The organism is Solimonas fluminis (assembly GCF_002930645.1).
Lineage (GTDB): Bacteria > Pseudomonadota > Gammaproteobacteria > Nevskiales > Nevskiaceae > Solimonas_A > Solimonas_A fluminis.
This window is the reverse complement of record NZ_PSNW01000003.1, coordinates 298,441-322,824: the sequence shown is the minus strand read 5'-3', so window position 1 is coordinate 322,824 and position 24,384 is coordinate 298,441. Positions and strand designations below refer to the sequence as shown.

Annotated in this window: 21 protein-coding genes and 1 tRNA gene; 8 read left to right on the top strand and 14 right to left on the bottom strand. The window is 65.1% G+C overall.

Going from position 1 to position 24,384, the window contains the following annotated elements; genetic code table 11:
* Positions 1-54 precede the first annotated feature (54 nt).
* The 4 genes from C3942_RS07875 to C3942_RS07865 all read right to left on the bottom strand — a co-directional run bounded on the left by C3942_RS07875 (position 55) and on the right by C3942_RS07865 (position 6,515).
* Entirely contained in the window at positions 55-597 is a 543-nt protein-coding gene (locus C3942_RS07875; protein WP_104229827.1) for a hypothetical protein, read from the bottom strand.
* A 54-nt stretch (positions 598-651) separates the two neighbouring features.
* On the bottom strand, positions 652-1,182 hold the full coding sequence (locus tag C3942_RS07870; protein WP_104229826.1) for an REP-associated tyrosine transposase: 531 nt from the start codon (positions 1,180-1,182) through the stop codon (positions 652-654).
* A gap of 498 nt (positions 1,183-1,680) precedes the next feature.
* Positions 1,681-2,124, bottom strand: coding sequence for a hypothetical protein (locus C3942_RS22035; RefSeq protein ID WP_133164267.1), 444 nt, complete (start codon positions 2,122-2,124; stop codon positions 1,681-1,683).
* Positions 2,121-6,515, bottom strand: coding sequence for an RHS repeat protein (locus C3942_RS07865; RefSeq protein ID WP_165797375.1), 4,395 nt, complete (start codon positions 6,513-6,515; stop codon positions 2,121-2,123). The genes C3942_RS22035 and C3942_RS07865 overlap by 4 nt, the downstream gene beginning before the upstream one ends.
* Before the next feature lie 166 nt (positions 6,516-6,681).
* Here C3942_RS07865 and argJ point away from each other — a divergent pair, with 166 nt between their 5' ends.
* Together argJ and C3942_RS07855 are read left to right on the top strand one after the other, a co-directional pair.
* Positions 6,682-7,902 (top strand): bifunctional glutamate N-acetyltransferase/amino-acid acetyltransferase ArgJ, encoded by a 1,221-nt coding sequence (gene argJ, locus C3942_RS07860; RefSeq protein ID WP_104229824.1) that lies wholly within the window; start codon positions 6,682-6,684, stop codon positions 7,900-7,902.
* A gap of 160 nt (positions 7,903-8,062) precedes the next feature.
* A complete protein-coding gene (locus tag C3942_RS07855; protein WP_104229823.1) occupies positions 8,063-8,992 on the top strand; it encodes a Nudix family hydrolase in 930 nt (309 codons plus the stop codon).
* A gap of 180 nt (positions 8,993-9,172) precedes the next feature.
* Here C3942_RS07855 and C3942_RS07850 read toward each other — a convergent pair whose 3' ends face one another.
* From C3942_RS07850 to C3942_RS22840, 8 genes are all read right to left on the bottom strand, one after another.
* On the bottom strand, positions 9,173-9,379 hold the full coding sequence (locus tag C3942_RS07850; protein ID WP_207766011.1) for a DNA gyrase inhibitor YacG: 207 nt from the start codon (positions 9,377-9,379) through the stop codon (positions 9,173-9,175).
* The gene (gene zapD, locus C3942_RS07845) at positions 9,376-10,152 is read right to left on the bottom strand and encodes a cell division protein ZapD (RefSeq protein WP_104229821.1); all 777 of its coding nucleotides are present in this window, start codon (positions 10,150-10,152) and stop codon (positions 9,376-9,378) included. The genes C3942_RS07850 and zapD overlap by 4 nt, the downstream gene beginning before the upstream one ends.
* A 35-nt stretch (positions 10,153-10,187) precedes the next feature.
* The gene (gene coaE / locus C3942_RS07840) at positions 10,188-10,835 is read right to left on the bottom strand and encodes a dephospho-CoA kinase (RefSeq protein ID WP_104229820.1); all 648 of its coding nucleotides are present in this window, start codon (positions 10,833-10,835) and stop codon (positions 10,188-10,190) included.
* Positions 10,835-11,653, bottom strand: a complete 819-nt coding sequence (locus C3942_RS07835) for a prepilin peptidase (RefSeq protein ID WP_243393540.1) — start codon at positions 11,651-11,653, stop codon at positions 10,835-10,837. The genes coaE and C3942_RS07835 overlap by 1 nt, the downstream gene beginning before the upstream one ends.
* 63 nt (positions 11,654-11,716) lie before the next feature.
* Positions 11,717-12,970: a type II secretion system F family protein gene (locus C3942_RS07830; protein WP_104229818.1), complete on the bottom strand. Its 1,254-nt coding sequence runs from the start codon at positions 12,968-12,970 to the stop codon at positions 11,717-11,719.
* A gap of 24 nt (positions 12,971-12,994) precedes the next feature.
* The gene (pilB, locus tag C3942_RS07825) at positions 12,995-14,722 is read right to left on the bottom strand and encodes a type IV-A pilus assembly ATPase PilB (RefSeq protein ID WP_207766020.1); all 1,728 of its coding nucleotides are present in this window, start codon (positions 14,720-14,722) and stop codon (positions 12,995-12,997) included.
* Between the two features lie 129 nt (positions 14,723-14,851).
* Complete coding sequence (locus C3942_RS07820; RefSeq protein WP_104229817.1) at positions 14,852-15,700, bottom strand: pilus assembly protein; 849 nt, start codon at positions 15,698-15,700, stop codon at positions 14,852-14,854.
* 131 nt (positions 15,701-15,831) lie between these two features.
* Positions 15,832-16,260 (bottom strand): pilin, encoded by a 429-nt coding sequence (locus C3942_RS22840; protein WP_104229816.1) that lies wholly within the window; start codon positions 16,258-16,260, stop codon positions 15,832-15,834.
* Between the two features lie 286 nt (positions 16,261-16,546).
* Between C3942_RS22840 and leuS the strand changes: the two genes are divergently transcribed.
* Both leuS and C3942_RS07805 read left to right on the top strand, forming a co-directional pair.
* Complete coding sequence (gene leuS, locus C3942_RS07810) at positions 16,547-19,147, top strand: leucine--tRNA ligase (RefSeq protein ID WP_104229815.1); 2,601 nt, start codon at positions 16,547-16,549, stop codon at positions 19,145-19,147.
* A 13-nt stretch (positions 19,148-19,160) separates the two neighbouring features.
* The gene (locus C3942_RS07805; protein WP_243393538.1) at positions 19,161-19,712 is read left to right on the top strand and encodes an LPS-assembly lipoprotein LptE; all 552 of its coding nucleotides are present in this window, start codon (positions 19,161-19,163) and stop codon (positions 19,710-19,712) included.
* Here the strand turns inward: C3942_RS07805 and C3942_RS07800 are convergent.
* Positions 19,633-20,877, bottom strand: coding sequence for a (Fe-S)-binding protein (locus C3942_RS07800; RefSeq protein WP_104229814.1), 1,245 nt, complete (start codon positions 20,875-20,877; stop codon positions 19,633-19,635). The genes C3942_RS07805 and C3942_RS07800 overlap by 80 nt on opposite strands.
* A gap of 47 nt (positions 20,878-20,924) precedes the next feature.
* Between C3942_RS07800 and C3942_RS07795 the strand changes: the two genes are divergently transcribed.
* The 3 genes from C3942_RS07795 to def are packed head-to-tail and all read left to right on the top strand — an operon-like array spanning position 20,925 to position 22,549.
* Positions 20,925-21,641 (top strand): DUF481 domain-containing protein, encoded by a 717-nt coding sequence (locus C3942_RS07795; protein ID WP_104229813.1) that lies wholly within the window; start codon positions 20,925-20,927, stop codon positions 21,639-21,641.
* A 45-nt stretch (positions 21,642-21,686) separates the two neighbouring features.
* Positions 21,687-22,022, top strand: a complete 336-nt coding sequence (locus C3942_RS07790) for a (2Fe-2S) ferredoxin domain-containing protein (protein ID WP_104229812.1) — start codon at positions 21,687-21,689, stop codon at positions 22,020-22,022.
* Positions 22,019-22,549, top strand: a complete 531-nt coding sequence (def, locus tag C3942_RS07785; protein ID WP_104229811.1) for a peptide deformylase — start codon at positions 22,019-22,021, stop codon at positions 22,547-22,549. The genes C3942_RS07790 and def overlap by 4 nt, the downstream gene beginning before the upstream one ends.
* A gap of 35 nt (positions 22,550-22,584) precedes the next feature.
* Here the strand turns inward: def and mltF are convergent, their stop codons facing one another.
* On the bottom strand, positions 22,585-24,057 hold the full coding sequence (mltF, locus tag C3942_RS07780) for a membrane-bound lytic murein transglycosylase MltF (protein WP_104229810.1): 1,473 nt from the start codon (positions 24,055-24,057) through the stop codon (positions 22,585-22,587).
* Between the two features lie 93 nt (positions 24,058-24,150).
* On the opposite strand from mltF, the gene C3942_RS07775 reads away from it, so the two are divergent.
* A tRNA-Ser gene (locus tag C3942_RS07775) sits at positions 24,151-24,241 on the top strand.
* Positions 24,242-24,384 lie beyond the last annotated feature (143 nt).

The window sequence follows — 24,384 nt, the reverse complement described above, 5'->3', positions numbered from 1 at the left end:
CTCATTGTGCGATGCCTCGCGTGGGCACGCTACGCTTTGCCCACCCTACGCTTGCTACGCTTCGAACGATGACGCGGGAGCATATTGATTTGTCACTCCTAGCTTCTCAGAGAATCGTTTCACCTTCTCCTTCGGATACTGAGAGAAACTTGCCGTGCGCAATGCATGGCATTCCTCAATTTCTGCCAGCGAACGGTCCTCTGTACAAACACCAAAAAGCTCCAAATGCCGCAAATTTTGCATAGACCGCAGCGGGGCTAAAGAACCCACCCGTTGAATTCGCCCTGCGGCGTCCCACGCCGGAGATGTTGCCAAGCTAAGCACTTCTAAATTCTGAAGCCGCCCCAGGGGGGAAAGATCAGTGATTTTCGGCAAGTGAAGCAGGCGCAGATAGCGCAGAGACCTAAGCTCCCCAATAACTTCCAGCGTCTCATCTGGAAATGAAGCAATGATCAGTTCCTCCAGCTTCTGAAACGCAGAGAGCGGGCTCAATGTGCGGTACTTGCAATGCCAAATTCGCATGCGAAGAACGCTGTCAGGTGTATCTACGATGGGGAATCTTTTGCTCGAATCCCTGACGAAGTCTAAGCGGCTCATTTAGTCTCCGAGACCCTGCAGCAAGCGTAGGGTGGGCTTTAGCCCACGCGAAGGCTACTCTCCAAACTTCTTGGCAGAGCCGGGATCAATGCCACCCCAGTCGGGCGCCAACATTCCCTGGCGAACATATCGATGAAAGCTTGAATGTGGCCAATCGGCCACCTTGGCAACCAGGCCATGCTTGACGGCATTGTAGTGAATGTAGTCGACATGACGCTTCAAGTCTTCGGCATCGCGTATCTGATGTTCCCAGAACCGGCGCTGCCAGATGCCCTTCTCGCGCTTGCCCTGCTTGCTGGTGCTGCGGTTGGAAGAGACGGGCAGATGCCTGGAGAACCCGCTCTTGATCGCGCTCCAGCGAAGCGAATAGTCAGCGTCGTCGGGAGGCAGTTCCCAAATCGCATGCAGGTGATCCGGCAATACGCAGATCGCAATGGTCTTGAACGGCATGCGTAGGGAGACGGACCTATAGGCGGCACGAAGGTTTTTAACCTGACTCGCCAAGAGGGCGCTGTCTCGCTGCGCGAGCGCTACCGTGAAGAAGAAGGTGCCACCTGCGACTTTGGCGCGTCGATATCGAGACATGGCCTCATTGTGCGATGCCTCGCGTGGGCACGCTACGCTTTGCCCACCCTACGCTTGCTTTCGGAGGTGTCGGAGGCGCAGCCTCTGACGCACCCCACGAGTGCCCGGCAGGGCCCTCGTATGTGGTGCCTGTCGTCGGGAGACGACGGGCCGGGCCCAGGCAAGAGCAGACCTTTCCGAGCGCCAGCGAGCCGGCCGGGCCGGGATGCCGGGCATGGGTCAGGCGGCAAGCCACGGCCAGGGGCCAGGCAACGGACCGCGGCGCCGGGCGGCGCGGCGGGCAGCAGACCAGGCGGCGGCTGAGAAGCGGCCGCACGACAGCAGGCAAGACAGACAGTGTCGCCCATACGTCCTCCGGTGAGGGGCGACACCTACTCTATGACACGCGATATCCCCGGTGCGCGAATGCGGCGCGGACCGAAAACCCGGCTACTCGGCGGCTAAGAAAAAGCCCGGCGCAGGGGCCGGGCTGGGATCATCGAGCAGCAGAAGGGTAGTTCAGTTCCGACCGGACGGAAACAATTCAACTGTCTTTATCTCGTATGGGCCGCGCGGATAAAACCGTCGCTGCGGAGAAAAATACTCCATGCCCACAAAGACACCTTCGGATAGAACGAAATGCACCTCTATCTCTGCGTCAGACTCAACAACCAAAGCCTTGGCTAGAAGCTCCTCTTTTGCAGCCCTGCCAGGAAAAGCCCTTGGAGGCTTTATCTGCTTTGCAGGCTGATAAAAAAGGGTTCTTCCCTGTCTAATGCGGTCATCTTCCTCATTGATTATTCGGTCAACCCTGGTGGCCTTCGAGAGCTGATCTTCAAAGATATCTAGCGACCCCGGGTCCATTTTTTCCTTGAGGTGCACAAGCAACCTTTCCTCGAAGAAAGTCAGGTTAAACATTCCTAGCATGTACTTTACAAACTGAAGTGGCGCAAGCTTTTTCATTGGCACTCACATGAGTTCATCGCAGCGGAGCCCGTGCCATATACGGCCGCTCCAGGCGTGTACGGTACGCGATTTGGCAATTGCCGCAGAGGAGAGAACGGGGGAGTCTTAGCGGCTTCCGCGACCGATTTTCCTACGCTGTTCGCCACGGGGTCGATTAGGTCGTGCATTTCCGGAGGGACATGATCGCCGTTTAGCCTGTTTCCGGTTTTGTTCAACCATCTGGCGAACGGATTGTTAAAGCGCTTTAGAACTGATCTCGGAACTAGCGTATGTGAGAAGTTCTGCCAGTTGTTCAGACTAGAAGCTTTGGCAACCGACTTCGTTCCCGCGAGGTAGCCGGTGGCAATGCTTCCGACAACGCCAGCAACCTCTCCATAGGCGTATGCGGACGAGCAGCGATCAACTGTTCCGATATCTGTTAGCTCACGGAACTGGGCCGTTAGGCCAAAAGTGAGTACGTCACCGGCACCTGCAGAAAAATCCACGAAACCCTGCGGCAGCAAGCCCTCCGGGTCGGTGAAGCTCAGCGGATTCTGATTGGCATAGGTATACGGCGACAAGCTACCGCCAAAAAGCCCCAGCGGATCGACCTCGGTGTACCTACCCAGTGGCGGGCTGTACTCCCGATGATGATTCTGATGCAGCCCCGTCTCCGAGTCGTAATACTGCCCCGGAAGCCGGAGGTTGTAGACGAATGCCGTCCCGGTCGCCAGCGGATCCTCATCCGGACTCGATCCGCCAAAGGTGATCGTGTCCCACACCCACACCGGATCGCCGGCCTGGTCGTTGATCTGCCGGGGGGTGTTCAGGTGGTCCGCATGCACGTAGTACGTGCCGGAGCCCTTGACCACCGCCAGGGGCGTATCGCCCATCCAGACCGTCTCCTGGATCGGGTTGCCGGTGGCGGCGTCGTACTCCCCCACCAGGTGGCCGGCCTCGTCGTAGGCGTAGACGGTGCCGGTGCCTGACGCGGTCTTGCTGACCCGCTGGCCCAGGCCGTTGTAGGCGTAGGCGGTGCTGCCGTCGACGCTGGTCAGCCGTCCGGTCTTGTCGTAGCCATAGGTATGGCTGCCGTCGGCGGTCAGGCTGCCGTTGGCGTCGTAGCTGAAGCCCTGGGTGGTGACGCCGTCGGTCAGGCTGTCCAGTCGGTTGCTGGTGGGGCTGGTCGTGTAGTCGGTGGTACCCGCCGTACCGGTCTGCTGGCTGCGGTTGCCGTTGGCGTCGTAGCCGTAGCCGATGTGGAAGCTGGCTCCCAGGTAGCTGGTCAGGCGGTCCAGGGCGTCGTAGCCGTAGGTCTTGGTGCCGGTCAGGTGGGACAGGCCGCCGTGGGTCAGGCCGGTGATGCGGTCGGCGGTGTCGTAGCCCAGGGTGCCCAGGCTGTGGGCGGTCATGCGGCCGGAGAGGTCGAAGCTCTTCTGCACCTGCTCGCCGTTGGCGAAGTCCCACTGCTTGATGGGGCCGAAGGGTTCGTCCTGGAGGTTGCTGGCCACGGGGTTGCCGTCCAGGGTGACGCTGGTCAGGCGGTTCAGGGTCCAGTGGTAGCCGACGACCTTGCCGGAGGGCAGGGTCTGGGTGGCCAGGCGGCCGGCGCTGTCGTAGCTGTAGCCGGTGACCAGCGTTCTGGCGCCGACCACCTGGGTCTGGCTGGCGACGCGGCCGTGGGGGGTGTAGGTCCAGGCCAGCGAGGCACCGGGGCCGTTGATGCCGGTGAGCCGGCCCTTGCCGTAGGGGCCGGCGTCGTAGCTGTAGCTGATGCTGGGGCCGCCGGTGTAGGCGGCCTGGGTCAGCCGGTTGAGGGCGTCGTAGCTGTAGGTGACGACTTGGCCCTTGGCGTCGGTGCGGGTCTTGAGGTTGCCGGCGCTGTCGTAGGTGGCGGTGCTGGTGCCGGTGTCCGGACTCTGCAGTTGGGTCACTTCGCCAAACGTATTGACGGTATAGGCAGTGGACAGGGTGCGCGGATCCGTGACGCTGGTGAGTTCGTCCCAGGCGCTGTAGCCGTACTGCGTGAGGCCCGAGGCAGGGTCGGTGATCCTGGTCAGGCGCTCGAGGGGGTCGTACTCATGAGTGGTTGTGCGGCTGTCGACGGTCTGGGTGAGCAGGTTGCCATTGCCGTCATAGGTGAAGGAGCGAATCTGTCCGTCGGCGCCCTGGATTTCCTTGAGGCGGCTCAGGCCATCGTAGATTCGAGTCTGGCTGCGCCGCAGGCTGTTGGCGGGGTCGTAGACTTTCTCGGCGGTGCGGTTGCCGGCCCAGTCCAGGGTGTACTCGATCCGGTTGCCGTCCGGGTCGGCGATGCCGGTCAGGCGGTGGGCGGCGTCGTAGCTGTAGGCCAGCCAGGCGCCGTCCGGGGTCGTGACCTTCTTGAGCTGGCCGACCTTGTCGTACTCAAGCGTGGTTGTTTCGCCGGCGGTGCTGGTGCTCAGCAATCGCTGGCGGGCATCGTAGGTCAGCAGGGTCTCGACCCCGTTGGGGTCCAGAATGCGCAGTGGCTGGCCGGAGGCGTTGTAGTGCGTGATCTGCGTGATCAGGTTTCCCGGGCGCGTGACCTGGGAGACGTTGCGCTGGCTGTCGTAGGTGAAGTTGGTGACGTCCGAGATATCGGTGCGCGGGCCGTTGATGGAGATCAGACGCCGGCTGGTGTCGTAGCCGAAGTTGGTTATGAGGCGGGAGCCGCCGGTGGTGGTGTAGTGGTAATCCTGCGTGATCTGGCCGAAGCCATTGTAAGAGCGATAGTGATAGCGGCCTGCCTGGACGACCTGTATCGGTTGCTGGAAGCCGTTTCGGCCGGTGCTGATGGTACGGCTGAGCGGGGTGTTCTTGGCCTCGGTACGGCTGATCTCATAGCCGTAGTTGGAGAAAATGTAGCCGGTGTTGATGCCGCGCCTGTCGAGCTTGTTGGTCAGCCACCCATTGCTGTCGTAGGTATAGCTTTCGGTGTTGCTCGCAAGGCTGCAATCTGGACATTGCGTATAAGCGATAGAGGTGACCCGGGGTCCCCTCTGCGAGGCTGGGGTGCCAAACGTGATTTCACGTTCGGTATAACGAGTGGCGTCAAAATATTCTCTAACCCGGGTGATAGCGGGGTCGATATAGTCGAAAGAGTGGCGACCCGCTCCGCCAGCGTGCTCGGAAAGAACGGTCCGGCCATGATTATCGTACGCGTAGGTCGCGAAGCGGTCCCCGTTTTCGTCGATGATGCCGGTGAGCGCCTTGAGATTAGCGCTGTCTTCATACAGGTACTGGCGGACGGGGTTGTCCGTGCTAACCAACGGAGTGTCGTCCGGGTACGTGACAGTGGCTAGTCGGCCCTGAACGTCCCAACTGTAGTAAATGCTGGCTCCCGCCGGATTGACGAACTCTGCGATTCGTCCGTTGGCGTCGAAAGCCATTTGGTAAACGTGACCGGTGGCGGAATGAGTATGGACTTGCGTTGTTCCCCCATAAGCATTGCTGGCATAGCCGACATCGAGTCGGCGCCCATCAACCTCAATGCGGGCGCTCAGGCGGCCAGTGCTGTCGAATTCGTACTTGCGCCCGGTGGCCGTCCTGAAGACCTGCTGACCATTGACCTGCAGCAATTCGCCGTCATCGATGCGGCTGCTGGTCCAGTTGGTTGCACCTGTGCTGCGCAGGAAGACGCGACGCCAATTGCCCAAGGTAAATACAGCAACGTCGTAGCTGAGCGTGGTGGTCACCGATAGCTGTGGCCTTGGGAAGCCCCAGCCCGCCGGATCGTTACTGGTCAGCCACTCGGTGCTGTAGCTGCGTTCCATCCGGAAGTCTGCATCAGCATAGTCCACTTCAGTTTGAATCTTGCGGCCGGTAGTGCAGTCGACCGGATTTCCAAACTCTTTCTGGCCGCCCTTTGCATTCTGCTCGCCTGTTACAGAACAGATATTGTTATTGGCGGATTGCCGTTCTTCGCGTACTGGTGGCGGAGCAGGACAAGCCGCACTACTGTTGGTGTTCCGGTCATAGATGCGCAAGGTGTCCTTGCTCCAGACCGCGCGATCACCCATCCAGACTTCACAGAAGTGATATCGAGCTAGGAAGTACGGCGGCCCTGATGATGGGCCGGACGGTCCCAAGCCGCCGGCCCCGTAGTAAGCGGAGCCGTCAGGCCCGACGCTGGTGTTGCAGAAGCCGTTTATGGGGTAGCCATGGGCGATGACAAAATCCCAGCAAGCCTGCCGGGCTAGATCTCTAGAGATCAGTTCGCTTCCGCATTGGCCGACGGTGGCGTAGTAGGGGGGTGAACTGGAAAGGAGTGTAGTGACGCTGGGGCAAGCATGCGAGGTTGGCGTATATCCCAGCATGCCCATTGCCAGCAGTAAAAGCAGGCAGGGCATCAAGATGGAACGCGGGAACCTCAGCAGTCCGTTGCGCATGGCAAGTCCGTTTGCAAGATGGCGGGCTTGCAGTAGAGCCGAGGGGGCGTTGCGCTGCAACGTGACGAGTGAGTCGGGTATTTCCACGGGCATGCCAGCCGCCCGAATCTGGCCGATACCCGCTAAAATCCGCCCCCAATCCCCTGCTTTCGTCCGGTACCCCGCCATGGCCGTCAACCTCCATCCCCCTGCCTCCCTGCTGCCGGTGGCCGGCGCCCGCCTGGGCAGCGCCGAGGCGGCGATCAAGAAGCCGGGTCGCAAGGACCTGTTGCTGGTGGAACTGGCGCCGGGCTCGCGGGTGGCGGGCGTGTTCACGCGCAATGCCTTCTGCGCCGCACCAGTGCAGCTCTGCCGCGAGGCGTTGGGCCAGGGCACGGCGATCCGGGGGCTGCTGATCAATTCGGGCAATGCCAACGCCGGCACCGGCACGGCGGGCCATGAGGCGGCGCGGGAGACGATGGCGGCGGCGGCGGCGCAGCTGGGTTGCGCGCCGGAGCAGGTGCTGCCGTTCTCCACCGGCGTGATCGGCCAGAAGCTGCCGGCGGACCGCGTGAAGGCGGCGCTGCCGGCCGCGAAGGCGGACCTGGCGACCGAGGGCTGGATGCAGGCCAGCCGCACGATCATGACCACCGACACGCTGCCCAAGGGCGCGAGCCGGCAGGTGCGGACTTCGCAGGGCCTGGTGACGGTGACAGGCATCTCCAAGGGCGCGGGCATGATCTGCCCGGACATGGCGACGCTGCTGGCTTTTGTCGGTACCGATGCGCGCCTGACGCCGGCGGCGACGCAAGCCTGCCTGGATGCGGCGGTGGGCAAATCCTTCAACTGCGTGACGGTGGACGGCGATACCTCCACCAACGATTCCTGCGTGTTCTTTGCCACCGCCCAGGTGGGTACGGCCGACGTGGACGAGCAGCACCCGGACTACGCGCTGATCGTGGCGGCGGTGACGGAGGTCTGCATCGAGCTGGCGCAGGCCATCGTGCGCGACGGCGAGGGGGCCACGCGCTTCATCACGATCGAGATCGCGCAGGCGAAGAGCGAGGCGGAGGCACGCCTGGCGGCCTACGCGCTGGCGCACTCGCCGCTGTTCAAGACGGCGGCCTTTGCCGGTGACGCCAACTGGGGCCGCATCCTGGCCGCGGTGGGACGCAGCGGCATCCCGGGGCTGGACGTGTCGCGCATCAGCGTGCGCATCGACGACGTAGAGCTGCTGGTGAACGGCGAGCCGCACCCGGACTACCGCGAGGAGCGCGGCGCGGCGGTGTTCGCCAAGCCGGAGTACCGCATCCGGATCGACCTGGGCCGCGGCGATGCCGGCGTGACGGTGTGGACCTGCGACTTCAGCTACGACTACGTGAAGATCAACGCGGAGTACCGGACTTGAATTCCGTGGTGGCGGGGGCAGCGGGTGATGGTTCTCGATTGACCCTTGTCCCTCACCTCGGCAACTGCTCCATGCGTTGCCCCACCTCGGGCATCCATGCCCTCGCCACTCCCCTCTCCCGGTGGGAGAGGGGAGTGGCGCCGCCGCGGCTCCTCGGCTGATGGACGCCATCAAGCCGGTGCTGGCGGTGGCCTGCGGGGTGCTGGTGCGTGGCGGGCGCGTGCTGCTGGCGCAGCGGCCGGCGGGCAAGGTGGCGGCGGGTTACTGGGAGTTTCCCGGCGGCAAGATCGAGCCGGGCGAGACGACGCGGCAGGCGCTGGAGCGCGAGCTGCACGAGGAGCTGGGTGTGGAGGTGCGCGCCGCGCGGCCGCTGATCCGCTTCCGCCATGAGTACACGAACCGCACGGTGCTGCTGGATACCTGGCTGATCGACGGCTTCGACGGCGAGCCCCACGGCCGCGAGGAGCAGGCGCTGGCCTGGGTGACGGCGGAGGAACTGGCGGCGCATCCGCAGGTATTGCCGACGGTGTTGCCCATCGCAGGCGCTCTGCGCCTGCCGGCCGACTATGTGTTCACGCCGGCCGACGCGGGTGGGGATTTCCTGCTGGAGCGCTTGCCGCGGCTGCCGGCGGGGGCGTTGTTGCGCCTGCGGCTGCCGGGGCTTGGCGACGAGGCCTATGCGGCGCTGGCACGGCGCCTGGCGCCGGCTGTGCGCGGGCAGGGGCTGCGGCTGGTGCTGGATCGCGATCCGGCGCTGTCGGCGGAGCTGGGCGCAGGCTGGCATGCGACGTCGGCGGTGCTCGCGGCGCTGGAACGCAGGCCCGAGGGCCTGGAGTGCCACGCCTCCTGCCATGCGCCGGAGGAACTGCAGCACGCGGCGCAGCTGGGCTTTGCGTCGGCGGTGCTGGGGCCGGTGCGGGCCACGGCGACGCATCCGGACGCGGCGCCGCTGGGTTGGGAGCGCTTTGCGGAGTGGACGGCGCCTCTGCAGCTGCCGGTGTACGCGCTGGGCGGCGTGGGGCCGGCGCAGAAGGACGAGGCCTTTGCCGCCTACGCGCAAGGCGTGGCGGGGATTACCGCTTACTGGTGAGCGGGGCTTTCCTGCAGGAGCCAGCTTGCTGGCGACTGCCAGTGGATGTCGCCAGCAAGCTGGCTCCTACAAGCGGCGGGGCGAGATGCGACCTGTCGGGGCTTGCAGGACCTCCGGGGCCGTTCATGCTTCGACAGGCTCAGCACGAACGGGGGCGATCTTTCCGCGCTGTTGCCCTGGCTACTGTGGCCGCGGGCTGTTCGGCGGCGGCAGGTCGGCGGCTTCGCTGAAGTCGTCCTGCGATTCGGCGGGGATGCTGTAGCGCTCGCCGAACCATTCGCCCAGGTCCAGCGTCTTGCAGCGCTCCGAGCAGAACGGGCGCCAGGGATTCGAGGGTTCCAGCAGGGCGGGCTTGCCGCACTGACGGCAGGCGTACTTGCGGGTCACAACGCGCAGCACTGGATCTGGAAGGGGACGTCGGTGGCGGCCTGGTGGCTGCGCGCGTTGACGTCGCCGGCCGACATGAAGCGCACCGTGAAGCGGTGCTTGCCGGCGCTAATCTCCGGATAGACGCGGGCGTCCACCGGGACCGTGACCCGAAGCAGCACGCAGGGCGCCTGCGGGGTCTGGATGTAGATGCCGCCGCGCGCCACGGCCTGCTGGGCCGGCACGCTGTTGCGCAGCAGCTTCAGGTACAGATTGATGGCCTGCTCGAAGGGGCGCAGGTCAGCGAACCAGGCGTCGAGGTCGGCACGGTTCTGCGACTCGGGGCGCGACAGCCAGTGGTGGTAGATCGGCAGGTCGAAGGCACAGGTGCCGCCGGGGATGCTGGCGCGGCTCAGGACCGTGGTCAGGAAGTCGTTGCCGCGCAGCAGGGAGTTGGCGAACTGCGTGGCCAGTTGCTGCATGCCGTTGACGGCCTGGGTGATCTCGGCGAGCACGCCCTTGAGCAGGGCCGGGTCCACGCCGGGCTTGCTGGCCAGGCGCGTCAGGTGGGCGTGCTGGTCGGTCAGTTCCTTGAGGATCTCGTTCTTGAGGTCCGAGCGGGAGATGACCACCAGGATGTCCAGCAGCGCATGCAGCGTGGCGCGCGCACCGAACGGGGTACCGTCAGCCCGGTGGTGCTGGTGCTGGGCGAACAGGAATTCCAGGCGCAGGAAGGTCCGGACCTTCTCGGTCAGCGGTTGTTCGAAGGTGACCAGCTCGGATGCGGGGGTCACGGCTCAGGGTTCGCCAGGGAAGGGGGAATTGTGTCCTAGATCACAGTACGGGGCAAACTCAGGCCGCGTGCGTAAATCTCGCCGGTACGGGCGATGGACAGGTAGTAGGCATGCAGTTCCTCCACGGCGGCTTTGGCGGCGGCCATGGAGCCGGTGTTGGCGATGACGTCATGGGCGGCGGCCAGGCGCTCGCGGCGCGAGGCCTGGGCCTGCAGCATGCGCTGGGCCAGGTCCTCGTTGATGCGGTCGCGGTCCTGCAGGCGCGCCAGCTGGGTCTCGGGGGCCACGTCCACCACCAGCACGCGGTCCACCAACTCGCGCATGCCGGATTCCACCAGGATGGCGACACTGAGGATGCAGTAGGCGGAGGCCTGGGCGTCACGCCACTGGGTCATGCGCTTGCGGATGTGGGGGTGGGTGATGTCCTCCAGCGTCTTGCGGGCCTCGGGCTCGGTGAAGACGCGTTCACGCATCTTGCGCCGGTCCAGCTGGCCGTCCGGCGCCAGGTACTGGCGGCCGAAGGTACGGGCGATCTCCAGCAGGGCGGGGGCGCCGGGGGCGACGACATCGCGCGCCACCTGGTCGGCATCCAGCACCGGGACGCCCAGTTCCATGAAGTAGTCCGCGATGAGGGACTTGCCGCTGGCAATGCCCCCCGTCAGGCCGACGGTGAGACGAGGCATCAGAGGGTTCCGAGATAGGCCGTGGTCAGGGTATCGCCCCAGAGCAGCCAGAGCCAACCGGCTGCCGCGAGGTAGGGACCGAAGGGAATGGGAAGCTGCCGGTCACGGCCCAGGGCCAGGATCAGGGTGATGCCCACCACGGCACCCACCACCGAGGACAGGAGGATGATGCCCGGCAGCGCGGCCCAGCCCAGCCAGGCGCCGAGCGCGGCCAGCAGCTTGAAGTCGCCATAGCCCATGCCCTCCTTGCCGGTGAGCAGGCGGAAGAGGTGGTAGACCGACCAGAGGCTGAGATAGCCCGCGGCGGCACCGATCACGGCGCTGCGCAGGTCGGTGAACACCGGCACCAGGGCCAGCAGCAGTCCGAGCCACATCAGCGGTAGGGTGATGGTGTCGGGCAGCAGCATGGTGCGCAGATCGATCACCGTGAGCGCCACCAGGGCCCAGGTCAGCACCAGGGTGCCGGCCAGCGGCAGGCCCCAGCCGAAGTGCCAGGCGCAGGCCAGCGACAGCAGGCCGGTGATGGCTTCCACCAGCGGATATTGCACCGAGATGGAGGTCTTGCACGAAGCGCAGCGCCCCCGAAGCATCAGCCAGCCCAGCACCGGGATGTTGTGCCAGGGCTTGATACCCGTACCGCAGGAGGGGCAGGTGGACGGCGGATGGGACAGCGTCAGCCTTTCGACCGGTTCCTCGGGCAGTTCCAGCACCTGCCGGGCTTCCTGCTTCCAGCCGATCTCCAGCATGCGCGGCAGGCGCAGGATCACCACGTTGAGGAAGCTGCCCACCATCAGGCCGAGCAGTGTGCAAAGGGACATCAAAAGAACGGGGCTGCCTTGCAGCCCCTCAGTGAGCGTCATGACGAAGTCTTGAGCTGGTTGTCAGATGGCCTGGCCGAGCTTGAAGATCGGCAGGTACATGGCGGTGACCAGTCCGCCCACCACCACGCCCAGGAAGGCCATGATCATGGGCTCCAGCAGGCTGGAGAGCGCGTCCACCATGGCGTCCACTTCGGCTTCGTAGAAGTCGGCCACCTTGGCGCACATCTCGTCCAGGGCGCCGGATTCCTCACCGATGGCGACCATCTGGACGGCCATGTTGGGGAACAGTCCGGACTGCTGCATGCTGAGCTGCAATTGCTGGCCTGTGGAGACGCGATCCCGCATCTGATAGATGGCTTCTTCGAAGACGATATTGCCCGATGCCTTCGCCACCGACTCCATCGCCTCCACCAGCGGCACGCCCGCTGCAAACATCGTGGAGAGGGTGCGGTTGAAGCGGGCGATCGCCGATTTGTAGAGAATCTCGCCAACAACCGGAATCTTGAGCATTACCCGGTCTAGGAATCGACGAAAATTTCGGGAGCGACGCTTCCCCTCGTAGAAGCCATAACCTGTCCCACCTACGATCCCGAGGATGAGCCACCACTTCGCCTGGATGAATTCTGACAGGCTGATCACCATCTTGGTGAAGGCCGGCAGGTCGGCTCCAAAGCTCTGGAACAGCTCGGCAAACGTAGGCACCACGAAGTACAGAAGAATGCCCGTCACGATGAAAGCGACGACGATGACTGCCGCCGGATAGGTGAGCGCCTTCTTTACCTTCTTCTTGATCGCCTCGGTCTTTTCCTTGTAAGTGGCAATCTTTTCCAGCAGTGTTTCCAAAGCGCCGGATTTTTCGCCAGCATCGACCAGGTTGACGAACAGATCATCAAAGTAGAGAGGATACTTTGCCAAGCTGAGAGCAAAGGAGTTGCCGCTCTCTACATGCGTCTTGATACCCAAGATCATTTCGGCCATGGACGGATTCTCGTGGCCGCGACCGACGATTTCCAGTGCCTGCACCAGAGGGACGCCAGCGGCCATCATCGTCGCCATCTGACGGGAGAAGATGGCGATGTCTACGGCTTTGATCGCTTTCTTTCGGGAGGCGGAGAATAGTTCGGACTGCTTTCGCACCGAAATAGGGTTGACACCCTGCTTGCGCAGTTGCGTCTTGATCATGCTCTCGCTGGGGCCCACACTTTGCCCCTTTACGCGCTGCCCCTTGCGATCCACGCCCTCCCACTTGAAGGTGTGTTCCTTGACGACCTCGACCTTGGCGGTCCTGGCCTTTGATGCTGCTGCTTGCGCCATGTAGAAGCTCCCCTCAGCCTGTCCTTAGTCGCCTGCGGTACAGGCATTGGCCTGCGCAAGATCTATGTGTCCGTCCCTGACCTTCTTGAGTGCCGACTGTCGCAGGTCCAGAACCCCTTCCTTGGCCGCCTGATCAGCAATGTCTATGGCGTTGCCGCCTTCCATGATGATGCGCCCCATGGCATCGCTGAAGGGCATGACCTGATAGATACCGGTACGCCCCTTGTAGCCGTTGTCGCACTGATCGCAACCCACTGCCTCGTAGATCGAAAAGCCTGGTGCGCCAATCTCGGCTTCCGTGAAGCCCTGCTTCAGCAGTTCGCTGTGCGGGATGCTGGCGGGGCGCTTGCAGACCTTGCAGAGGCGTCGAGCCAGACGCTGGGCGATGATCAGCGTTAGCGTGGAGGCCAGATTATACGCGGGCACGCCCATGTTCATCAGGCGGACGATGGTCTGGGGCGCGTCGTTGGTATGCAAGGTCGACAGCACCAGATGCCCGGTCTGGGCTGCCTTGATGGCGATCTCGGCAGTTTCCAGGTCGCGGATTTCACCGACCATGATCACGTCCGGATCCTGGCGCAGGAAGGCTTTCAGGGCGGCGGCGAAGGTCAGGCCGACCTTGGGTTGCACATTGACCTGGTTGATGCCCGGCAGGTTGATTTCTGCCGGATCCTCGGCGGTAGAGATGTTGATGTCCTCGGTGTTGAGGATGTTCAGGCCCGTGTAGAGCGACACGGTCTTGCCGGAGCCGGTGGGGCCGGTGACCAGGATCATGCCCTGGGGCTCCGCCAGCGCCTTCATGTAGGCAGCCTTCTGTTCCGGCTCGTAACCCAGCGCGTCGATGCCGAGCTGGGCACTGCTTGGGTCCAGGATACGGCAGCAGATTTTCTCGCCGAACAGCGTCGGACAAGTGCTGACGCGAAAATCGATGGCCTTGGTCTTGGACAGGTGCAGCTTGATGCGGCCGTCCTGTGGAACGCGTCGTTCCGCCAGGTCCAGGCGTGACATGACCTTGACGCGGGCGGCGATGCGCACGGCCTGGCTGCTGGGGGGCTGGGAGATCGTCTTGAGCTCGCCGTCCTTGCGGTAGCGGATGCGGTAGGTCTTTTCGTAAGGCTCGAAGTGAATGTCCGATGCGCCCTGATTGATGGCGTCGATCATGATCTTGTTGACGAACTTGACGATCGGGGCGTCTTCGGCGTCGGACCGGGTGACCTCTGTCCCCTTGTCCTCCTCTCCGTCGCTGATGTCGATGTCGGCGAGATCTTCGTCGTCCACCTTCATGTCCGAGGCGCTGAGCTGGTTGATCGCCTGCTCGATCGCCTTGGTCAGCTTATCTTCCTCCACCAAGATCGCTTCGGTCTGGTTGCCGGTGGCGAACTTGATTTCGTCCAGTGCCGCAAGATTGGTGGGGTCCGAGACGCAGACGTACATCTTCTTGCCGCGCTTGAAGATCGGCAGGGCGTTGGTCTTGCGCAGGACCTTTTCACTGACCTCCTTGTAAGCGGCAGCGTCGATTTCGATGGTCGAAAGGTCGACCAGCGGTACGCCGAACTCGGTGCTGGCTGCTTCGGCCACCCGGGCGGGGGTTGCCAGCTTGGAATCCACGACCAGGCGGACGAATGGGGTGTTCGACTTGATGGCTTGCTGCTGCAGCTCCCTGCCCTTGTCTTCGGTCAGCAAGCCGTCAGCCACCAGTCGGCGCGCCAAGCCGCCCAGGAACGTGCCGGGTGCCGTAGTCTGGGGGGTGATGGCCATAGGGAGTCTCCGTAACTCCTTGAAGACTATACGATGCGGATAGCGGAGATAAAGGCTTTTCCGCTACAGCGGAGCCAGGCGCGAATGATGGTTCGCCCGATGGACGGCCTTTCTTGGATTCCCTCAGGAGAGGCTGGCCGGAGAGCGCTGATCTGGCGGCCTTCGCGGCGCTTCAGCGGGAAGCTGTGCCCGCAGGAATCCGGCTACCTTCCCCCCAGGTGCCAGGATGATTAGCCAGCCGTCCTCGCGCGCGTCCAAGGAGAGGTAACGGCCCGTGGAGGGGGTGGCGCCCAGAGCTTCGAGCCTGCGCTCCAGGACGGTGCGGTCGTTCCCGGGCATCTCCAGCAGAGCATGGACCGGCTGGGCCTTGTTGAAGGCCTCCATGCGGGACTGGTCGTAAGCTTGCCAGAAGATCGGGCGTTGGCCGAGATCGTAACCACCGAGCGCAATTTCCAGGGCATGCAGCTGCTCATCGCCGGGCCTGGGTTGGCGCGTACCCAGCAGGAGGGGACCCGTCAGGGGCAGGGCGTGATAGCGGGATTGCGGGTCGGCCAGTTCCTGCAGGCGGACCTCATTGGCGGCGATGACCCGGAAGCGGTCTGTCTCGAAGACCAGCGCCACCGGGCGCGCTTCGAACAGCGTATGGATGCCGTAGCCCAGGGCGCCGAGTTGTATGGCGGCAATGACCGCGAGGTCGCGCGCCAGTTCCCGCCAGGCCTTGCGGCGATCGAAAACCACGGCGGTGAGGGTTGGACCCAGGACCACGTCGATGGCGCCGACCAGCAGCAGCAGGTCGAGTCCGCCGGAGTGCCTGCGGTAGTCACCGGGGTACCAGACCGCCAAGGCCAGGGTCATCATCAGCAGGGCGACCAGGGTGGAGCTGCAGAAATGGATCAGGAAGGCGACCCGGCGGGGCGCCCGGTTCAGTGCCTGGTCCAGCCAATTGCGCAGGGAAGTCAGTGAGAAAGGCATGCAAGTTGGCCAGCTATCGTCGGGCGTTCCGGGGTGCCGGAAATGGTGAGGCTCTCCAAAAAAAACGCCACCCGAAGGTGGCGTTTCCTGCTGCCGCCGAAGCGGCTGCAATCCAAATCACCCGAGGGTGATTAGCGGCACTGGGCCGGGACGTGCTTGGCAAGACCAGCGGTCTGGCCGCAAGTCCAATCAATCGGGTCTTCGAGAGCGGTCTGGTTCGGCGTGAGGGTGAGGACCGGATCGACCGTGGCGCCGGTCGCCGTGGTCGTCACGGTGATGACACCGGCATCACCGGCAGCGATCGACGCAACGAACTTTGTCGCAGCGCCGCCGCAGCCGGCGACGTCCGCAGCAACCAGGTCACCAACCACTTTGGCGTCGCCAACGGCGGTCTCGCTCACGCAGGTCTTGGCCTCAGCGGCCAGGCCGATGCCTTCGGAGACGCGGGCGCGGATGGTGTAGTCCTGGTAGGCCGGCAGCGCGATGGCGGCCAGGATGCCGATGATCGCCACCACGATCATCAGTTCGATCAGCGTGAAACCCTTCTGAATCTTTTGCATTGTATTCGACTCCTTGGATCCAATTGGAATGAGCTTGGGCTCGGGAGAAATGACGCAGGCTGTATGCCAGTCGGGATTTTGCGGTGCAACCTATAAATTTCAGTGGCTTGCCAAGTTGAAAGGGCTGACGGGGTGACAGATTTTGTCGAATGCTGACAAACTTTGGGCTGTCCGTAGGCTGGAGTGAACGCAATCTCCCTGGAACTTTGGAGAAGGCGGACCCCTCTCGGGCCAGGGGCGGCCGCTGGTAGACTACGCCCCCTTTTGAGTCCACCCCCTCCCTACGATGCAAGAGCAGTACGCCCCCGCCGAAGTCGAAAGCGCCGCCCAGGCGTTCTGGGCCGAGAACAAGTCCTTCGAGGTGAAGGAGGAGGCCGGCCGCGAGAAGTACTATTGCCTCTCGATGTTCCCGTACCCCTCGGGCAAGCTGCACATGGGGCATGTGCGCAACTATACGATCGGCGACGTGATCAGCCGCTACCAGCGCATGCTGGGCAAGAACGTGCTGCAGCCGATGGGCTTCGACGCCTTCGGCCTGCCGGCCGAGAACGCGGCGATCGCCAACAACACGCAGCCGGCGAAGTGGACCTATTCCAACATCGACTACATGAAGGCCCAGCTCAGGCGGCTGGGCTTTGCCTATGACTGGTCGCGCGAGCTGGCGACCTGCCGGCCGGAGTACTACCGCTGGGAGCAGCTGCTGTTCACCCGCCTGCTGAACAAGGGCCTGGTCTACCGCAAGAACGCGGTGGTGAACTGGGACCCCATCGAGCAGACGGTGCTGGCCAACGAGCAGGTGGTGGACGGCCGCGGCTGGCGTTCCGGCGCGCTGGTGGAGCGCCGCGAGATTCCGCAGTGGTTCCTGAAGATCACGGCCTATGCCCAGGAACTGCTGGATGACCTGGACCAGCTGGCCGGCTGGCCGGAAGCGGTCAAGACCATGCAGCGCAACTGGATCGGCCGCTCGGAAGGCCTGGAACTGCAGTTCGCGGTGGAGGGCGGCGGCGAGCCGCTGACGGTCTACACCACGCGCCCGGACACGCTGATGGGCGTGACCTACGTCGCCGTGGCGGCGGAGCACCCGCTGGCGCAGCGCGCCGCGGCGGGCAACCCGGAGCTGGCCGAATTCCTGAAGGATGCGTCCCGCTCGGGCGTGGCCGAGGCCGACGTGGAGACGATGGAGAAGAAGGGCATGCCGCTGGGCATCTCCGCGATCCATCCGATCTCCGGCGAGAAGGTGCCGGTCTGGGTCGCCAACTTCGTGCTGATGGGCTACGGCACCGGCGCGGTGATGGCGGTGCCGGGGCATGACGAGCGTGACTTCGCCTTTGCGCAGAAGTACGGCCTGCCGATCCGGCAGGTCATCACCGTGGGCGACGAGGCCTACGACGCCACGCGCTGGCAGGACTGGTATGCCGACAAGACCCATCCGCAGATGCGGGTGGTGAATTCCGGCCGCTTCGACGGGCTGGACTACGCGCAGGCCTTCGCGGCGATGGCGCAGCATTTCGAGCAGGCCGGCACGGGCCAGCGGCGCGTGAACTTCCGCCTGCGCGACTGGGGTGTTTCGCGCCAGCGCTACTGGGGCTGCCCGATTCCGGTGATCTACTGCGCGAAGTGCGACGCGGTGCCGGTGCCCGAGGACCAGCTGCCGGTGGTGCTGCCGGAGGACGTGGCCTTCACGGGCGTGAAGTCGCCGATCAAGGCCGACCCGGAATGGCGCAAGACGAGTTGCCCCTCCTGCGGCGGCCCGGCGGAGCGCGAGACGGATACCTTCGACACCTTCTTCGAGTCGAGCTGGTACTTCGCCCGCTATTCCTGCCCGGACAACATGCAGAAGATGCTGGATGAGCGCGCCGACTACTGGCTGCCGGTGGATCAGTACATCGGCGGCATCGAGCACGCGATCCTGCACCTGCTGTACGCACGCTTCTTCCACAAGCTGATGCGCGACGAGGGCATGGTGTCCAGCGACGAGCCCTTCACCAACCTGCTGACGCAGGGCATGGTGATCAAGGAGACCTACTACCGCGAGGACGCTTCCGGCAAGAAGACCTGGTACAGCCCGGCCGACGTGGACCTGGAGCTGGACGCCAAGGGCCAGCCGGTGAAGGCGATCCTGCGGGCCGATGGACAGCCGGTGGTGATCGGCGGCATCGAGAAGATGTCCAAGTCGAAGAACAACGGCGTGGATCCGCAGGCGCTGGTGGACGAGTACGGTGCCGACACCGCGCGCCTGTTCGCGATGTTCGCCGCCCCGCCGGAGCAGTCGCTGGAGTGGCGCGACGACGGCGTGGAGGGCGCGACGCGCTTCCTCAAGCGCCTGTGGCGCGGCGTGCAGCAGCATGCGCAGGGCGGCCCGGCCGCTGCGCTGGACAAGAATGCGCTGACAGCGCCGCAGAAGGCGCTGCGCCGCAAGCTGCACGAGACCATCGCCAAGGTGGGCGACGACTACGGCCGCCGCAAGACCTTCAACACGGCCATCGCGGCGGTGATGGAGTTGATGAACGAGGCGCTGAAGTTCGACGACGCCTCGCCCCAGGGCCGTGCGGTGTCGCAGGAGGTCTGGCAGAGCGTGGTGCTGATGCTGAACCCGGTGGTGCCGCACATCTGCCACGCGCTGTGGCAGGGCCTGACCGGCCGCGACGACCTGCTGGCGCAGCGCTGGCCGCAGGCCGATGCCGCCGCCCTGGTGCGCGACAGCATCGCCCTGGTGGTGCAGGTCAACGGCAAGCTGCGCGGCAACATCGAGGTTCCGGCGGGCGCCGGCCAGGACGAGATCGTGGCGGTTGCGCTGGCGGACGAGAACGTGCGCAAATTCACCGACGGGCAGGCGATCAAGAAGAAGATCGTGGTGCCGGGGAAACTGGTCAACTTCGTCGTCTGACACGGAAGAGCCCATGCCGAAGATGAGCCGCTGGATCGTGCTGAGTGCAGCCCTGCTGCTGGCGGGCTGCGGCTTCCACCTGGCCGGCAAGCGGCCGCTGCCGCCGGCGCTGTCCTCGGTCTACATCGACAGCGTGACGCCCTACCAGGTGTCGGAGCCGCCGCTGGAGACGGCGCTGCGTGCCGGCCTGCGCCGCCGCGGCGCGGACGTGGCGAGCGACATGGAGAAGGCCCGGACCGTGGTGCGCCTGAGCGAGCTGAAGGACCGCCGCGAGGTGCTGTCGGTGGGGCCGGACGGCAAGGCGATCGAGTACCTGCTGGTCAGCTCGGTGCGCTACGAGGTGATCAGCGGCGGACGTGCGCTGCTGCCGCCGGACACCCTCAGCGCCTCTCGAGACTACAGCTTCCAGCCGCAGCAGGTGTTGGCCAAGGAAGCCGAGGAGCAGCGCCTGCGCGAGTACATCCAGGGCGAGCTGGCGGAGCTGATCATGCTGCGCCTGGAGGCGAAGCTGGCCCGAGCTGGCGATCCAGCAGCGTCAGCGGATGTAGTACCTCCGGCGCCTTGAGGCCGGCGCGGCGCAGGCCCGCCGCGAGATGCAGCGAGCAGCCGATGTTGCTGCTGACGATGTAGTCCGGCCGCAGTGCCTGCGACGCTTCCAGCTTGGGCTGCAGCAGGCGGTCCGCGTCTTCCGGGTGGGTGATGAAATGGCTGCCTGCGGCGCCGCAGCAGGCCTGCCGCGGGTCCAGTTCCACCAGCTCGATCTCCGGGATCTTCCGCAGCAGGGCACGCAGCGCGTCGCCGCCGCCGGTGACGTTGCGCTGCGTGCAGGGCTCGTGCACGGCGACCCGCGCGCGCAGGGGCCTGGGGCGGAGTCCGGCGGGCCAGCGCTGCAGCAGGAAGCGGTGGATGTCCTGCACCTGGGCGCGCAGCGCGGCACCCTGGGGCTTGCCCAGCAGGTCCGGGGCGTCGAGCAGCGTGGCGCTGCAGCCGCTGGCGGTGGCCAGCACGGCAGGGTAGCCGGCGAAGGCCTCGGCGTTGTGCTGCATGCAGGCCCGGGCTTCCTCCGCGAGGCCGGCATGCTGGTAGACGGCGCCGCAGCAGCCCTGCTGCGGCGGCAGCGCTACCCGCAGGCCGAGGCGCTGCAGCAGGCGCTGCGCGGCGGCCAGGGAGTCCGAGTCCGCCAGGTCGCCGGCGCAGCCGGTGAAGAGGGCGGCGTCGGCGGGGCCGTCCACGCCGCGGGCGCGGACGCTGAAGGGCAGGGCGGGCAGCGGCGGCAGCAGGGAGTCCAGCCGGGCGAGGCGGCCGCCGCCGAGCAGCCCCAGGCGCCGCAGCAGCGCCTGCAGGCCGCAGGCCTGGTAGAGCCAGAGCAGCAGCCCCAGCGCGCGGCGCGATTCGCGGCCGGCGAGCGCGGCGCCGATCAGCCGCGGCAGCCGGCGCCGCTGCGGCAACCGCTCGTTGAGGGCGGCGCGGCCGGCGTCGATCAGGCGGCCGTAGGGAACTTTCGCGGGGCAGACGGACTCGCAGGAACGGCAGCCCAGGCAGCCGTCGAGATGGGTTTCCAGCTTCGGCGTCGCCGGGATGCTGCCCAGAGCCAGCCCCTGCATCAGCGCGATGCGCCCGCGCGGCGAGTCGCCCTCGTGCTGCGTCAGCCCGTAGGTCGGGCAATGGGGCAGGCAGAGCCCGCACTTCACGCACAGGTCGGCATCGGCGATCGGGAAGGAAGCGGCCATGTCACATAATAGGCGTTTGCCCGTCCCGAAAAATAAGGAACCCCCCCATGAACCGAGCCGTTCTCGCGCTTGCGCTGTCGTCCTGCTCCCTGGCCGCCCAGGCGGCTCCCTGGTCGGGCGAAGTGGGGCTGGGCTACCTCGGCACCAGCGGCAACAGCGAGACCACCTCGCTCAACGGCAAGCTGGCGCTGGACTATGTCGATGGCGCCTGGAAGAACGCCTTTGCCGCCTCGGCGATCAACTCCTCCTCGGACGACGAGGGCAGCACCGCGGAGCGCTACACCGTGGGCGACAAGCTCGACTGGGGATTCTCGGAGCGCGACTACGTGTTCGGCGTGGTGGAGTGGGAAAAGGACCTGTTCGGCGGCGTGCGCGAGCGCACCTCGGAGGCCGTGGGCTATGGCCGCCATGTCCTGACCGGGCCGGTGCACCTGCTGGATGCCGAGATCGGTGCCGGTGCGCGCCAGCTGCAGAACAACGACCCGGGCCGCACCCGCGAGGACGACCTGATCGGCCGCGCCTTCGCCAAGTACCAGTGGAAGCTGTCGGAAACCAGCGACTTCATCCAGAGCCTGAAGCTGGAATCCGGTGCCGACAATACCTTCACCGAGTCGGTGACCGAGCTGAAGCTGTCGGTGGTGGGGAACCTGTTCGCGTCGCTGAGCTACACCATCAAGAACAACAGCGAGGTGCCGGCCGGCACGGAGCAGACCGACACCTTCGCGGCGGTGAACCTGTCCTACGCCTTCGGCAAGGACGGGTAAGGGCGTAGAATCGCAGCCCAGCCGCGAGCCGGAGCCAGCCCAAGCATGAGCAGCTACTACCAGCACCACGTCTTCTTCTGCTGCAACCAGCGCAAGCCGGGCGAGCGCACCTGCTGCAACGACAAGGGCGCGACCCGCGTGCGCGACTACGCCAAGAAGCAGATCAAGAACCTGGGCCTGGCGGCGCCCGGCAAGGTGCGCATCAACATGGCCGGCTGCCTGGAGCGCTGCGAGGAAGGCCCCTGCATCGTGGTCTACCCGGAAGGCGTCTGGTACACCTACGTCGACGAGGACGACGTGGACGAGATCATCGAGCGCCATATCGGCAAGGGCGAGATCGTGGAGCGGCTGCGCCTGCCGGACGCGCCGCCGGGCGCATGATCCGCCAGGTGCTGCGCATGGGCGACCCGCGCCTGATGCGGGTGGCCCAGCCGGTGACGGAGTTCGGCACGCCGGCGCTGCGCGCGCTGGTGGAGGACATGTTCGACACGATGCGCGATCTCAGCGGCGCGGGGCTGGCGGCGCCGCAGATCGGCGTGGACTTGCGTGTGGTGATCTTCGGCTTCCAGTCCAGCCCGCGCTATCCGCAGGCCGAACCGGTGCCGGAGACGATCCTGATCAACCCGGTGCTGACGCCGCTGTCCGACGAGATGGAAGATGGCTGGGAGGGCTGCCTGTCCGTGCCCGGCCTGCGCGGCGTGGTGCCGCGCCATGCGCGCCTGCGCTACCAGGGGTTCGACCTGGAGGGCCGGCCGATCGACCGCAGCGTCGGCGGCTTCCATGCGCGGGTGGTGCAGCACGAGTGCGACCACCTGGACGGCATCCTCTACCCGATGCGCATTCGCGATTTCTCGAAATTCGGGTTCAACGAGGTCTTGTTTCCCGGGCAGAACATCGCGGACGACTGAGCTTCCACCCCTCTCCCGCTGGGAGAGGCGCAGGACTACAGCAGCGGGGAATTGATGTTGAGCGGGTCCTTCTGCGGCGGCGGTGCGGCCGGCTCCTCGGGCTTCTCGTCGAGGGTCGGCTCGCCGGTGAGGAAGCCCAGCATGTCGTAGTAGGTGCGGATGTTGCCGACATAGGTCATCGCCTCGTAGCCGCGGGCGTAGCCGTAGCGGGTCTGGCTGAACCAGCGCGGCTTGGTCAGCAGCGGCAGCGAAGCGCGCACGTCCACCCAGTGGTTGGGGTTGCCGCCGTTCTTCTGCGTCAGCACGCGGGCATCCAGCAGGTGGCCGATGCCGAGGTTGTAGGAGGCCAGCGCCATCCAGGTGCGGTCCGGCTGCTTGATCTCCGGCGGCAACTCGTCCATCAGCATGCGGAAGTAGGCGGCGCCGCCGCGGATGCTCTGCACCGGGTCTTCGCGGTTGGCCACCTTCATGCGTGCCGCCGTGCTGGTGGTGAGCTGCATCAGGCCGCGTACGCCGGTGGGGCTTACGGCATGGGGGTTCCACTGCGATTCCTGGTAGCCCATGGCGGCGAGCAGGCGCCAGTCGAGGTTGTGCTTGGCCGACCACTCCTCGAAGTGCCTGCGGTAGGTGGGCAGGCGCGTCTCGGTGTGCATGGCCAGCGTCAGCGCGCCGAAGCTGTTGACCTGCTCGATATGGCCGAAATGGCGCTCGCGGATGCGCGCCAGCTCGTCGCGGTCGAAGTTGCGCAGGTAGTCGCTGACCGGTGCGAACAGGCTGTCGTCATCGCCCAGCGGGAAGGCCCAGGCGATGTCCTCGGACACGGCGATGGGGAAGGCCACGCGCAGGTTGGGGTAGTAGCGCTGGTTGATGGCCAGCAGGTCGGAGTTGGCCACGGTATAGGCCAGTTGCTCGTTGGCCACGGCATAGAGCAGGTCTTCGGTCGACTGGTCCGCCACCTCGTCGAACACCAGGGCCGGGAAGACGGTTTTCTGCAGCTGCCGCAGGCGCTCGGCATGGACGCTGTCCTTGGCGACGCTGAGGTGGCCGCGCAGGGCGCCCAGGTCCTTGGGCTTGGGCTCGCCCATCCGGAAGACCAGCTGCGGCACCACCTTCTGCACCGGCGGGGTGAAGCGCACCAGGCGCTCGCGGCCTTCGCTGACGGTAACCGCCGCGGCGGCGAAGTGCGCCCGGCCGCTGCGCACCATCTCGATGGCCTGGGGGGCGGATTCCGCCAGCACCACCTCCAGCTTCAGCCCGAGCCGGTCGGCCAGGCTGCTGGCCAGGTCGTATTCATAGCCGGTGGCGCCATCGCCGCTGACGTAGTAGGTGGTCGGGCTGTTGGTCATGGCCACCCGCAGGATGCCCAGCCGCCGGGCCTGGTCCATGGCGGTCAGCCGGGGGGAGCAGGTGGACAGTGTCAGGTACCCCCCGACGACCAGCCCCAGCCCGATCCAGGCCAGGATCCGGCGAAAGGTCGAGGGAGGAGTAGGCGTTTCGGCTGGGTTCATTTAGAATTCGCGCCTTCGCGGCGTCTGGCCTTGGTCCGAACGCTAGCACAGGGCCTTGGATTCTCGCAGAAAACCAGCCCTGGAAGCCCCTCCGGAGAGGTGGCAGAGTGGTTTAATGTACCTGACTCGAAATCAGGCGTACGTTTATAGCGTACCGGGGGTTCGAATCCCTCCCTCTCCGCCAAAAAATGAAAAAGCCGACTCAATGTCGGCTTTTTTGTTTTTCAGGATCTGAAGAAAGAGGGAGGGATTCGAAGGCGCGGCAGCGCCCGGCCCGCAGGGGAATCCCTCCCTCTCCGCCAAAAAATGAAAAAGCCGACTCAATGT